Below are 12,379 nucleotides of genomic sequence, written 5' to 3'. Positions count from 1 at the left end.
GTAGGCAGACTAGACATTCTCCGTTACATCGGTGTTTCCGCGCACCTCGGAGAGCCTGCACAGATCGAGACGCGGCCGGCTGCGCTGTCGATAGGCTCGGATCGTGACCGCCTCGCCCCGCTTCCCCGCTTCGCGCGGCGGAGACCTGCACCGTCCCTACAACGCCGCCCCCGACCGCTACGAGAGCAGCGAATATCGCCAGGTCGGCTCGTCGGGGCTGTTCCTGCCGCCGATCTCGCTGGGCCTCTGGTGGAACTTCGGAGACAACATCCCCTTCGACCGTCAGCGCGAGGTGCTGCGGCACGCGTTCGATCGCGGGATCACCCACTTCGACCTCGCGAACAACTACGGACCGCCCTACGGTTCGGCCGAGACGAACTTCGGGCGCATGATGCGCGAGGATTTCGCTCCCTACCGCGATGAGCTGATCATCTCGTCCAAGGCGGGATACGACATGTGGGACGGTCCCTACGGCAACCACGGGTCGCGGAAGTACCTCATCGCGAGCGCCGAGCAGTCGCTGAAGCGGATGAGCATCGACTACGTCGACATCTTCTACTCGCACCGTGAGGACGACACGACCCCGATCGAAGAGACGGTGGGAGCGCTCGACGCGCTCGTGCGGCAGGGCAAGACGCTCTACGTCGGCATCTCGTCGTACTCGGCCGAGAACTCCGCCCGTGCCGCCGCGGTGGCCCGCGAGCTCGGCACGCCGCTGGTGATCCACCAGCCGTCGTACTCCATTCTCAACCGCTGGATCGAAGACGGGCTCACCGATCAGCTGCGCCGCGACGGGATGGGAGCCATCGGCTTCATGCCCCTCCAGCAGGGCCTGCTGACGGGCCGGTACCTCGGCGACGGCACGTCGGAGCGTTCGATGCAGCGCTTCTCGCTGCCTGACGACGGGCGGCTTTCGCCCTCGGCGCTCGCCGGCCTGCGGGAGCTGGGCGACCTCGCCCGCGAGCGCGGGCAGACCCTCGCGCAGCTCGCCATCCGCTGGACTCTGCGCGACCCCGTGGTCGCCTCCGCCCTCATCGGCGCATCGCGCACGGCTCAGCTCGACGAGAATCTCGCTGCCCTCGACGGGCCCGACCTCACCGACGACGAGCTCCGGCGGATCGACGACATCGCTGCTCGCATCGGCTCGATCTGGGACGGGCCGGACGGCTCATGAGCCTCAGCGCCGTCCCCGACCGCGTGCGTGTGCGGGCTCCCGGCAAGATCAACCTGTTCCTCGACGTCGGAGCCGTGCAGGACGACGGTTACCATGACGTCGCCTCGGTGTATCAGGCCGTCTCGCTGTACGAGGATCTGGTGGCGACGCCTGCGGACGACTTCACCGTGACCGTCGTGGACGAAGCCGGCGAACCCGTGCCCGGCGTTCCCCTGGACGATCGAAACCTCGCCCTGCGCGCGGCGCGGATGGTGGCGCGAGAGGTCGGCTATCTGGGTGGCGTGCATCTGGACATCTGCAAGTCCGTACCGGTCGCCGGCGGCATGGGCGGGGGGTCGGCGGATGCCGCGGCGGCCCTCGTGGCTTGCGACGCGTTGTGGGGCGCCGGGCTCACGTCTCCGGCGCTGCAGGAGCTGGCTGCGCGCCTGGGGGCCGATGTCCCGTTCTCGCTCATGGGTGGCAGCGCGGTGGGCACGGGGCGCGGCGATCGCTTGAGCCCGGCGCTCGGGCGAGCCCGCTTCGACTGGGTCGTGGTCGCCGACGGCGGCGGCCTCTCGACCCCGGAGGTGTACGCAGCGCTCGACCGGCTGCGAGCCGACCGGCGGCCCGACATCGCCCCGCGCCCCGAGCCGCCCGAGGTCGACCCGGTCGTCCTCCAGGCGCTGCGCTCGGGGTCTCCCGACCTCCTCGCGAGCGCTCTGCGCAACGATCTGCAGGAAGCGGCGTGCGCGCTGCGGCCGGACCTGTGCGACCTGCTCGATGGCGCCGTGGAACTCGGCGCGTTGGCGGGGATCGTGTCGGGGTCCGGCCCGACTCTCGCCTTTCTCGCCGCCGATGCCACGGCTGCGCGCGCTCTCGAGCAGAACCTGTCCGCGATGGGCCACCGTGCCCGTCATGTCTCCGGCCCGGTGACGGGCGCGAAAGTGGTGACCCGATGACCGAGACCCCGAACCCCCTGATGCATCGCGACGTCGACGAGGCGTCCCGCCGTGCTCTTGCCCAGCGCGGACTGACCTATCGAACGGTGCCGGCCGCCGAGCCGGCGTTCGACGGCTGGATCCAGGCCGTCGCGCGCGGCTTCCAGGACGGCGAGCGCTCGGCCGAGCAGATCGCCGGCGCGCGCGGCAGGAACAGTGATCGGCGGCTGACCGCTGTGTTCGACGAGAGCGGACCGATGCCGGAGGTGGCGGTCGGTACGGTCGCGTCGTGGGCGTCCGAACTCACCGTGCCGGGTGGGACGATCCCCGCCGGTGCGATCAGCGCCGTCACCGTCGCGCAGACGCACCGGCGTCGCGGCATCGCACGAGCGCTCCTCGAGGGCGAGGTCCGCACGGTCGCCGCAGCGGGGCTCCCCGTCGCGATGCTCACGGTGACCGAGTCGACGCTGTACGGCCGCTACGGCTTCGCTTCGGCGGCATCCGCCGCGATCCTCGACATCGACACGCGCCGCGTGCGCTGGAGCGGACCGACGCCGGAGGGGCGCCTCGACTTCGTCGAGCGCACCGTCGCGCGCGACGTGGTCGCGACGCTCCACGAGCGCACACGCCGCCGCACCCCCGGCGACATCGCCCTGCCGCCGGGGCACGGCGACCGCTTCACCGGCACCGACCCCGATGCGAAGGACGGCGGCGACATCCGGTGCGTGCAGTACCGCGACGCGGCGGGAGAGGTACGCGGCATCCTCACCTACACGCTCGCGCCTCACGAGCGCGACATCGTCAAGGGCACGGCGAAGGTGACGATCCTGATCGCCGAGACCGACGACGCCTATGCCGCGCTGTGGCGGTTCCTCCTCGAACTCGATCTCGTGGCGCATGTCCATGCTGAGCTGTGCTCGGTGGACGAGCCGGTCCTGTGGATGATCGGCGATCGGCGTGCTGCGTCGGTCACGGTCTTCGACCACCAGTACCTGCGCATCGTGGACGTGCCCGCGGCTCTCCGGGCACGCACGTACGGCGCCGCGGGACGCGTGGTGCTGCGGGTGAGCGATCCGCTCGAGATCGCGGCGGGGGACTACCTGCTGACGGTCGATGACCACGGCGCCGCCACGGTGTCCGCGGCGACGGATGCCGACGACGCCGGAGGCACCGCCGGGGCCGAGACGCTCGAACTGTCGGTCGTCGAGCTCGCGGCCGTGTATCTCGGTGGCGTGTCGCCCGAGACGCTCGGGCGGGCCGGGCGGGTGCGAGGCACCGACCTCGCCGCCGCCTCGCGGATGTTCGCGTCGACGCTCGTTCCCCGCGTCGGCCTCTGGTACTGAACGTCCGCGGAGAGCCCTCTCGCGAGTCGGGATGCGTCTTTTTAGTCCATTTCACGACATGACGCAACACGGCCCGGGTGTCGCTTCCGAACGCTAGCGTGAGAGACCACAACGGAGGGCGGCGCCATGCGTGCACGACTGGGCGACACGATCGTCGCTGAAGCCGACGAGAGCGATCTCGTGCGGATCGAGGGAAACTGGTACTTCCCGCCTCGGAGCATCGCTCCGGGCGTCCTGACCGAAAGCGACACGGCCTACACCTGCGCCTGGAAGGGCGACGCCCAGTACTTCGACGTCGCCGGGTCGGCCGACAAGGCATGGTCGTACCCGACGCCGTATCCCACCGCGATCGAGCGCGTCGGCACCGACTTCTCGGGCTACGTCGCGTTCGACCGCTCGGTCGTGATCGAGAGCTGAACGCGTGATCGAGTTCCGCGACGTCGTCAAAGAGTTCCCCGACGGCACCCGCGCGGTGCAGGACTTCTCTCTCGTCATCCCGTCTCATCAGACGACCGTCTTCGTGGGGTCTTCCGGATGCGGCAAGACGACTCTTCTGCGCATGATCAACCGGATGGTCGAGCCGACCTCCGGCGCCATCGAGATCGACGGCGAGAGCGTCGCGACCGGCTCCCCGGTGCAGCTGCGCCGCCGCATCGGCTACGTCATGCAGAACTCCGGCCTGCTGCCGCACTTCACCGTCGCCGACAACATCGCCACCGTGCCCGTCCTCACCGGCACGAGCCGGCGCGACGCGCGGCGCCGGGCGCTCGAGCTCATGGAGACGGTCGGACTCGACACGCGCATGGCGGATCGTTACCCGAGCCAGCTGTCGGGCGGCCAGCAGCAGCGAGTGGGCGTGGCCCGGGGCCTCGCCAACGACCCGAACATCCTCCTGATGGACGAGCCCTTCGGCGCCGTCGACCCCATCGTGCGAGACGAGCTGCAGCAGGAGCTGCTGCGTCTGCAGCGCGAGCTCGGCAAGACCGTCGTCTTCGTCACCCACGACATCGACGAGGCGTTCCTCCTCGGCGACCAGGTCGTGATCCTCGCCGCCGGCGCGCACAAGCTGCAGGTCGGCTCTCCCAGCGAGATCATTCGCGACCCTGCCGACGAGTTCGTCGCCAGCTTCATCGGAGTCGAGCGGGGCAAGCGTGCTCTGCATGTCGAGCGGACGGCGAACGGAGCGGTGCTCGTCGATTCCGAGGGGCGCACGCAGGGCGCCCTGGTCGAAGGTGACGTCTGACGTGTCGTGGATCTGGTCGAACCTCGACCTCATCTTCTCGCTCGCCCTCGACCACATCCGGCAGAGCGTCATCGCCATCGTGCTGGGGCTGGTGCTCTCCGTGCCGCTCGGGTGGGTGGCGTGGCGGTACCGTCTGCTGCGCGGGTGGGTGATCACCCTGACCGGCCTGCTGTACACCATCCCCTCACTCGCGTTGCTCGTCCTGCTGCCGAGCGCGCTCGGGTACGGCATCCGTACCGAGACGAACCTCATCGTCGGGCTGACGATCTACGCGATCGCGATCCAGACCCGCTCGGTGGCCGATGGCTTCGACTCGGTGGATCCGGGCGTCCGGCAGGCAGCCACGGCGATGGGATACGGCGGGTTCCGGCGATTCTGGGCCGTCGATCTGCCCCTGTCCGGCCCCGTGCTGCTCGCGGGCCTGCGGGTGATGGCCGTCTCGACCGTGTCGCTTGCCACGGTCGGCATCCTCGTCGGCGTCACGAACCTCGGCTATCTGTTCACCAACGGCATCCAGCGGCGCCTCCTCGAAGAGGTGTTCGCGGGCATCGTCGCCGTCGCGATCATCGCCCTCGTCATCGATGCGCTGCTCGTGGTGATCGGCCGCGTCGTCATGCCGTGGGCCCACGCGGGCTCGGTGCGCCGAGACCGTCGCGCGCGGCGCCGACGGGAGGCCACCGCATGAACGTCTTCGTCGACGCCATCGCCTGGGTCCTCGACCCCGCCCAGTACACCGGCAGCAACTCGGTGCCGTTCCTGATCGGCCAGCAGCTGTTCTACACCTTCGTCTCGGTGCTGATCGCCGCGGTCATCGCGGTGCCGATCGGCTGGGCCATCGGGCACACCGGCAAGGGGCGCGAGTTCGCGGTGGCCGTGTCGGGAGCAGCCCGCGCGATCCCGTCGTTCGGACTGCTGATCCTGCTGATCCTGCTGCTCGGGGTGACCCAGAAGACCGAGGCCGCGTTCATCACCTTCGTCGTGCTGGCCATCCCGCCGCTGCTCGCGGGCGCCTATAGCGGGCTGCAGGCGATCGATCGCCGGACGATCGACGCGGCACGGGCCGTCGGCATGACGGAGTGGCAGATCCTCTGGCGCGTCGAGGTGCCGCTCGGCCTGTCGCTGCTCATCGGCGGACTGCGCTCGGCGGTGCTCCAGGTGGTGGCGACGGTGACGATCGCGGGTTACACCGACCTCGGCGGCCTCGGCTTCCGCATCATCCAGGGCATCGACCTCCGTGCCATCGACCAGGTGCTCGGCGCAGCCCTCGTGCTCGCGGTGCTCGCCCTCCTGCTCGACGCCGTCTTCGCCCTCCTCCAACGCCTCAGCGTGCCGCGGGGCATCCGCGCCGCCGACGCCCCGCAGCGCACCCGCCGGCCCGTCGCCGCGACCGCCTGACCGACCATCCCGACCCACAGCACCCCACCGTCGCACCACCAGAAAGAGGAACCCATGTCTCGCTTCACCACCCGCCGCCTGTTGACGGCCGGTGTCGGCGTGCTCGCCGCCACCACCCTGTTCGCCGGATGCGCCAGCTCCGACCCGCTCGCGGACGGCGGCGGAGAGTCGGCGGCCCCCGCCGACGGCACCATCGTCATCGGATCGCAGGACTATTACTCCAACGAGATCATCGCCGAGATCTACGCTCAGGCTCTCGAGGGCGCCGGTAAGACCGTCGACCGGCAGTTCACGACCGGCCAGCGCGAGGCGTACCTGCCCGAGCTCGAGAGCGGCTCGCTGACGCTGTTCCCCGAGTACACCGGCAACCTGCTGCAGTACTTCGATGAGGACACCACGGCTCGCACCTCCGACGACGTCTACGCCGCCCTCACCGACGCTCTGCCCGAGAACCTCACGGTGCTCGACCAGGCGACCGCAAGCGACCAGGACTCGTACACGGTGACCGCGGCATTCGCCGAGCAGTGGAACCTGACCACGATCGCCGATCTCGCCAACGTGACCGAGCCGCTCACGCTCGGCGGTCCCGCCGAGCTCGAGCAGCGTCCCTACGGCCCGACGGGCCTGGCTGACACCTACGGCATCCAGGTCGGCTTCCAGGCCACCGGTGAGACCACCGTCGACGACCTCGTCGCCGGCACCGTGAACGTCGCCAACGTCTTCACGGCCGACCCCCGCATCCAGACCGACGACCTCGTCGTGCTCGAAGACCCCGAGGGTCTCTTCCTCGCCTCCAACGTCGTCCCGGTCGTGAACAAGGACCTCGCGGGCGAGGTCGAGGACACCATCAACGCCGTCAGCGCGAAGCTCACCCCCGAGGCCCTGGTCGCGCTCAACGTCCAGAGCACGGTCGACAAGCTCGAGCCGGCTGCGATCGCCAAGAAGTTCCTCGAGGACAACGGTCTCGTCTGATCCCTCACGATCGAGCCCCCGGTGCCGAGAGCGCCGGGGGCTTCGTCGTGCGGACGGCGGTCAGCCGTCGATGGCCTCGCCGAGCTCGAGCCAGCGTTCCTCGAGCGTCGTCGTCTCGGCGACGAGCTCGTCGCGCCGGCGCTGCAGGCCCATGATCCGTTCGAAGTCGTCGTGTGCCTCCGCGAGCTGCGCGTCGACGGCTGCGATCTCGCCCTGGATCTTCTCGAGCCGGCGGTCGATGGCCGAGACCTCCTTCTCGGCAGCTCGACGCTCTGCGCCGCTGAGCGTCGGAGTCGACGGGCTCACTGGTCCGCTGCTCGATGCCGGGACGGATGCCGCGGAGCTCGCCCCCGTGCGCTCGGGCTGTTCGCGTCGCAGCCGCAGGTACTCGTCGACACCGCCGGGGAGATGTCGCAGCCGGCCACCGAGGATCGCGTACTGCTGGTCGGTCACGCGCTCGAGGAAGTACCGGTCGTGAGAGACGACGATGAGGGTTCCGGCCCACGAGTCCAGGAGGTCTTCGATGGCCGCGAGCATGTCGGTGTCGAGGTCGTTCGTCGGCTCGTCGAGGATCAGCACGTTCGGCTGGTCGAGCAGGATGAGCAGCAGCTGAAGCCGCCGCTTCTGTCCGCCCGAGAGGTCTTTGACGGGCGTCGACAGCTGCGCTGAGCTGAACCCCATCCGCTCGAGCAGCTGTCCCGGCGTCAGATCCTGGGCTTTCGAGCCCGACCCGACGGTGTAGCTGGTCCGCAGGTTCGAGATGACGACGCGGACAGGCTGGTCGAGGTGCTCGTCCAGCTCGCCCATGCGCTGCGAGAGGGTCGCGACCTTCACTGTCTTGCCGTGCTTCACACGCCCCGTCGTCGGTTCGACCGTGCCGGAGATCAGCCCGAGGAGCGTCGACTTGCCGGCGCCGTTCACGCCGAGGATGCCGGTCCGCTCGCCCGGCGCGACACGCCATTCGACCTTCTCCAGTACGACGCGGTCGCCGTAACTGACGCCCGCGTCGAGGACGTCGACGACATCCTTGCCCAGTCGCGAGACCGCGAGCGACTGCAGGGCGACCCGGTCACGGATCTCGGGGACGTCGGCGATCAGTTCGTTCGCAGCGTCGATGCGGAACTTGGGCTTCGAGGTGCGGGCGGGGGCGCCGCGGCGCAGCCACGCGAGTTCTTTGCGGGCCAGGTTCTGCCGCCGGGCCTCGATGGTCGCGGCTTGCCGGTCGCGCTCGACGCGCTGCAGGATGTACGCGGCGTACCCGCCGTCGAACGGCTCGACGATGCGGTCGTGGACCTCCCACGTCGCGGTGCAGATCTCGTCGAGGAACCACCGGTCGTGCGTCACGACGAGGAGTGCACCCGATCCGGCCGACCAGCGCCGCTTGAGGTGCTCCGCGAGCCACGAGATTCCCTCGACGTCGAGGTGGTTCGTCGGCTCGTCGAGGAAGATGACGTCGTGGTCGCCCGCGAGGAGCGCCGCCAGCGAGACGCGGCGGCGCTGACCGCCCGAGAGCCCGCGGATCGGACCTTCCCAGTCGAGGTCGCCGAGCAGGCCCGCGATGACGTCGCGCACCCGCGCGTCGCCCGCCCACTCGTGGTCGGCCTGGTCGCCGACCACGGCGTCACGCACCCGCAGGTCGTCGTCGAGGTCGTCGGCCTGCGCCAGCACGCCGACCCGGATGCCGCCGCGGACGGTCACCCGGCCGGAGTCGGGCTCGATCAGCCCCGCGAGCATGCGCAGCAGGCTCGACTTGCCGTCGCCGTTCCGGCCGACGATACCGATGCGGTCGCCCTCGTCGACACCGAGGGAGACCCCGTCGAACACCACTTTGGTCGGATACTCGAGGCGAAGGCCCTCGGCTCCCAGAAGATGCGCCATATTGCTTCCAGGCTAGGCCACCCCCACGGGGCGGATGCTGTCAGCCGAGCCCGGCAGGATCAGGCGGACGGTGCCGGGGGAGACCCGTCGAACCCCAGCGAGAGCTTGCGCAGCAGCGAGGCCAGTCGATCCCGGTCGCTCTTGGACAGACCGGCCAGGAGGACCGCCTCCGCGTCGACGAGGCGCGTGATGGCGGCATCCACACGGATCCGTCCGTCATCGGTCAGGGTCACGAGGACGCTGCGACCGTCGCCGGGATCGGACTCACGGCGCACGAGCCGGCGCGCGACGAGCCGATCGATGCGATTGGTCATCGTGCCGCTCGAGACCAACGTCTGCTGGAGCAGCTGCTTGGGGCTCAACTGGTACGGCTCGCCGGCGCGACGCAGCGCCGAGAGCACGTCCCACTCCCACGGCTCGAGATCGCTGCGGCGGAAAGCCTCGCGGCGCGCGCGGTCGAGGTGGCGCGACAGTCGGTCGACTCGGGAGAGCACTTCGAGCGGCGAGAAATCCAGGTCGGGACGTTGCAGCGACCACGCCCCGACGATGCGGTCCACCTCGTCGGTCTCGTGTGCCATGGCCCCATTATCCCGAACCGGGGCGCTCGACACCGGCGTTCGCGGCGGCGCGGCCCCGCGCGCTCTGGCAGACTTGTCGGGCCGCACCTCGGTGCGGCGGTCCGCCGTGGTGTAATGGCAGCACGACAGCCTTTGGAGCTGTGAGGTCTAGGTTCGAGTCCTGGCGGCGGAGCATGAGCGACACCCAACTCGACCCCCGTCTCGCTGTCGTGATCCTCGCCGCGGGGCAGGGGACGCGGATGAAGTCGTCGCTGCCGAAGGTGCTGCATCGCATCGGCGGACGACCGCTCGTCGGCCACGTGCTCGACACCGCGCGCGACCTCGCCCCCGCCCATGTGCTCGTCGTCGTCCGTCACGAACGTGATCGCGTCGCCGAAGCGGTGCTCGGCGTCTCGCCCGAGGTGGTCGTCGTCGACCAGGACGAGATCCCCGGAACGGGCCGGGCCGTCGAGGTCGCGCTCGATCAGCTGCCGGAGTTCACGGGCGACGTGCTGGTGCTGAGTGCCGATGTTCCTCTCCTCGACGACGCCACGCTCGGCGAACTGCTGCGCACGCACCGCTCGTCGGGTGCGGCGGCCACGATGCTGAGCGCTCGCCTGACCGATCCCACGGGCTACGGCCGCGTCGTCCGTGACACCGCGGGCGGTGTCGACCGCATCGTCGAGCACAAGGACGCAACCGACGCAGAGCGTGCCGTCGACGAGGTCAACGCCGGCGTCTACGCCTTCCAGGCGGGCCCTCTGCGCGAGCGGCTGGGCCGGATCAGCACGGCCAACGTCCAGGCCGAGAAGTACCTCACCGACGTCGTGGGGATGCTGCGCGCCGACGCCCTCGCCGTCGCGGCGCAGCCCGTGGCCGACCCGACCCTGATCGTCGGCGTCAACGACCGTGTGCAGCTCGCCGAGGCCGGACGCCTGCTGAACGCGCGCACGGTGCGTCGCTGGCAGCTCGAGGGGGTGACGGTTCAGGACCCCGCGACCACGTGGATCGACGTCACCGCCACGCTCGCCCCCGACGTGACCGTGCTTCCGAACACCCACATCCTCCGCGCGACGGTGGTCGCGGAAGGGGCCACGATCGGCCCCGACACGTCGTTGACCGACTGCGAGGTCGGCGCGGGCGCCTCGGTGACGCGGAGCGATGCGACCCTCGCCGTCATCGGCGCCGGTGCGACCGTGGGGCCGTTCTCGTACATCCGGCCCGGCACGCAGCTGGGGGAGCGCGGCAAGATCGGCACCTTCGTCGAGACGAAGAACGCCGTCATCGGTGCAGGCAGCAAGGTGCCGCACCTGTCGTACGTCGGTGACGCCGAGATCGGCCGCGGCGTGAATCTGGGCGCGGGCGCCATCACCGCGAACTACGACGACCTCGCCAAGCACCGCACCGTCATCGGCGACGAGGTCCACGCCGGCTCGCACAACGTCTTCGTCGCGCCGGTTAAGATCGGTGAGGGCGCCAAGACGGGCGCCGGAGCGGTCATCCGCAAGGACGTCCCGGCCGGTGCTCTCGCGCTCAGCGTCGCCCCCCAGCGCAATGTCACAGGGTGGGTCGAGAAGAACAGACCCGGTACTGCAGCCGCCGCAGCAGCGGCACGCGTGCGGTCTTCACAGGAAGCGGACGATGGCTCGCAAGAAGAACACGGTTGACCTCGACGTCTCGCGGGGTATCGCCCCGGGACTGGTCGCCAAGACCAAGAAGCGTCTCGTCGTGGCATCCGGTGGCTCGCACCCCGCGCTGTCTGCCGATGTGGCGACGCAGCTCGGCACCGAGCTCGTGCCCACCGAGCACCGCACCTTCGCGTCGGGTGAGATCCTCACGCGCTTCGAGGTCTCGATCCGCGGGTGCGACTTCTTCCTCGTGCAGTCGTTCGGCCCGCCGGTCAACGAGTGGCTCATGGAGACGCTGATCATGCTGGACGCCGCCAAGCGCGCATCCGCGAAGCGCATCACCGTCGTCGCGCCGTATTACCCGTATTCGCGCCAGGACAAGAAGGGCCGCGGTCGCGAGCCGATCAGTGCACGCCTCGTCGCAGACCTGTTCAAGACGGCCGGTGCCGACCGTGTGATGAGCGTCGACCTGCACGCCGCGCAGATCCAAGGATTCTTCGACGGTCCCGTCGACCACCTCTTCGCCAAGCCGGTGCTGCTGGAGCACTTCGAGCGCACGCTCAGCCCAGAGGACCGGGCGAAGCTGACGGTGGTCTCGCCCGACACCGGCCGTGTCCGGGTCGCCGACACCTGGTCGGACAGCCTGGGTGCGCCGCTGGCGATCATCCACAAGCGTCGCGACCCGAATGTGGCCAACCAGGTCACCGTCAACGAGATCGTCGGTGACGTGCGCGGACGTGTCTGCCTGCTTGTCGACGACATGATTGACACCGGCGGCACCATCGTCAAGGCCGCGCAGGCGCTGAAGAGCAATGGCGCCGAGCGCGTCATCGTCGCGGCCACGCACGCGATCTTCAGCCACCCGGCGGTCGACCGTCTGCAAGACGCCGCGATCGACGAAGTGGTCGTCACCGACACGATCCCGCTCGGCGACGACAAGCGCTTCCCCGGCCTCACCATCCTTCCGATCGCACCGCTCTTGGCGCGCGCGATCAAGGAGGTCTTCGAGGACGGCTCCGTCACCAGCATGTTCGACGGCGCCGCCTGACCCGGGACGCATCCGCTCGGCTGCCGCGCCCCGCTGTTGCCGCCGGGGCTGCGTGCGGTCGTTCGTCGACGCCCCGTGCCGTGCCGTCCACAGGCTGATCGCGTCCACGGGCAGTGGGAGCAGCGGCCACGCCTGATCGAGCCTGTCGGCGGCACAGCAGCAGCGCCCCGGCAGGGTCCCGACGCACCGCGTCTTCCACGGCGACAGCCACTGTGGCGGGAGGC

12 protein-coding genes and 1 tRNA gene are annotated in these 12,379 nt (G+C 69.9%); 11 read left to right on the top strand and 2 right to left on the bottom strand.

Features of this window, described 5'->3' with window-relative positions; all coding sequences use genetic code 11:
* Positions 1 to 103: 103 nt before the first annotated feature.
* The 8 genes from QUC20_RS09460 to QUC20_RS09425 all read left to right on the top strand — a co-directional run bounded on the left by QUC20_RS09460 (position 104) and on the right by QUC20_RS09425 (position 7,044).
* Complete coding sequence (locus QUC20_RS09460; RefSeq protein ID WP_434543635.1) at positions 104 to 1,174, top strand: aldo/keto reductase; 1,071 nt, start codon at positions 104 to 106, stop codon at positions 1,172 to 1,174.
* Positions 1,171 to 2,112 (top strand): 4-(cytidine 5'-diphospho)-2-C-methyl-D-erythritol kinase, encoded by a 942-nt coding sequence (locus tag QUC20_RS09455; RefSeq protein ID WP_289329692.1) that lies wholly within the window; start codon positions 1,171 to 1,173, stop codon positions 2,110 to 2,112. The genes QUC20_RS09460 and QUC20_RS09455 overlap by 4 nt, the downstream gene beginning before the upstream one ends.
* On the top strand, positions 2,109 to 3,434 hold the full coding sequence (locus QUC20_RS09450) for a GNAT family N-acetyltransferase (protein WP_289329691.1): 1,326 nt from the start codon (positions 2,109 to 2,111) through the stop codon (positions 3,432 to 3,434). Before QUC20_RS09455 ends, QUC20_RS09450 begins: the two co-directional genes overlap by 4 nt.
* Before the next feature lie 126 nt (positions 3,435 to 3,560).
* Complete coding sequence (locus QUC20_RS09445; RefSeq protein WP_120262405.1) at positions 3,561 to 3,851, top strand: DUF427 domain-containing protein; 291 nt, start codon at positions 3,561 to 3,563, stop codon at positions 3,849 to 3,851.
* 4 nt (positions 3,852 to 3,855) lie between these two features.
* The gene (locus QUC20_RS09440; protein WP_120262406.1) at positions 3,856 to 4,677 is read left to right on the top strand and encodes an ABC transporter ATP-binding protein; all 822 of its coding nucleotides are present in this window, start codon (positions 3,856 to 3,858) and stop codon (positions 4,675 to 4,677) included.
* Position 4,678: 1 nt separating this feature from the next.
* Positions 4,679 to 5,362: an ABC transporter permease gene (locus QUC20_RS09435; protein ID WP_289329690.1), complete on the top strand. Its 684-nt coding sequence runs from the start codon at positions 4,679 to 4,681 to the stop codon at positions 5,360 to 5,362.
* Complete coding sequence (locus tag QUC20_RS09430; protein ID WP_289329689.1) at positions 5,359 to 6,072, top strand: ABC transporter permease; 714 nt, start codon at positions 5,359 to 5,361, stop codon at positions 6,070 to 6,072. Before QUC20_RS09435 ends, QUC20_RS09430 begins: the two co-directional genes overlap by 4 nt.
* Before the next feature lie 54 nt (positions 6,073 to 6,126).
* Entirely contained in the window at positions 6,127 to 7,044 is a 918-nt protein-coding gene (locus QUC20_RS09425) for an ABC transporter substrate-binding protein (protein ID WP_289329688.1), read from the top strand.
* A 60-nt stretch (positions 7,045 to 7,104) separates the two neighbouring features.
* Here the strand turns inward: QUC20_RS09425 and QUC20_RS09420 are convergent, their stop codons facing one another.
* Entirely contained in the window at positions 7,105 to 8,922 is a 1,818-nt protein-coding gene (locus tag QUC20_RS09420) for an ABC-F family ATP-binding cassette domain-containing protein (RefSeq protein WP_289329687.1), read from the bottom strand.
* A 59-nt stretch (positions 8,923 to 8,981) separates the two neighbouring features.
* On the bottom strand, positions 8,982 to 9,500 hold the full coding sequence (locus QUC20_RS09415) for a MarR family winged helix-turn-helix transcriptional regulator (RefSeq protein ID WP_289329686.1): 519 nt from the start codon (positions 9,498 to 9,500) through the stop codon (positions 8,982 to 8,984).
* Positions 9,501 to 9,600: 100 nt separating this feature from the next.
* On the opposite strand from QUC20_RS09415, the gene QUC20_RS09410 reads away from it, so the two are divergent.
* The 3 genes from QUC20_RS09410 to QUC20_RS09400 all read left to right on the top strand — a co-directional run bounded on the left by QUC20_RS09410 (position 9,601) and on the right by QUC20_RS09400 (position 12,155).
* Positions 9,601 to 9,672, top strand: a tRNA-Gln gene (locus tag QUC20_RS09410).
* A gap of 1 nt (position 9,673) precedes the next feature.
* Positions 9,674 to 11,146 carry a bifunctional UDP-N-acetylglucosamine diphosphorylase/glucosamine-1-phosphate N-acetyltransferase GlmU gene (glmU, locus tag QUC20_RS09405; protein WP_289329685.1) on the top strand — a complete coding sequence of 491 codons (1,473 nt, stop codon included), beginning with the start codon at positions 9,674 to 9,676 and terminating at the stop codon, positions 11,144 to 11,146.
* Positions 11,121 to 12,155, top strand: a complete 1,035-nt coding sequence (locus QUC20_RS09400) for a ribose-phosphate diphosphokinase (RefSeq protein ID WP_289329684.1) — start codon at positions 11,121 to 11,123, stop codon at positions 12,153 to 12,155. Before glmU ends, QUC20_RS09400 begins: the two co-directional genes overlap by 26 nt.
* The last annotated feature ends 224 nt before the right edge of the window (positions 12,156 to 12,379 follow it).

Source organism: Microbacterium arborescens (assembly GCF_030369635.1).
Taxonomy (GTDB): domain Bacteria; phylum Actinomycetota; class Actinomycetes; order Actinomycetales; family Microbacteriaceae; genus Microbacterium.
This window is presented reverse-complemented; position numbering and strand designations above follow the sequence as displayed.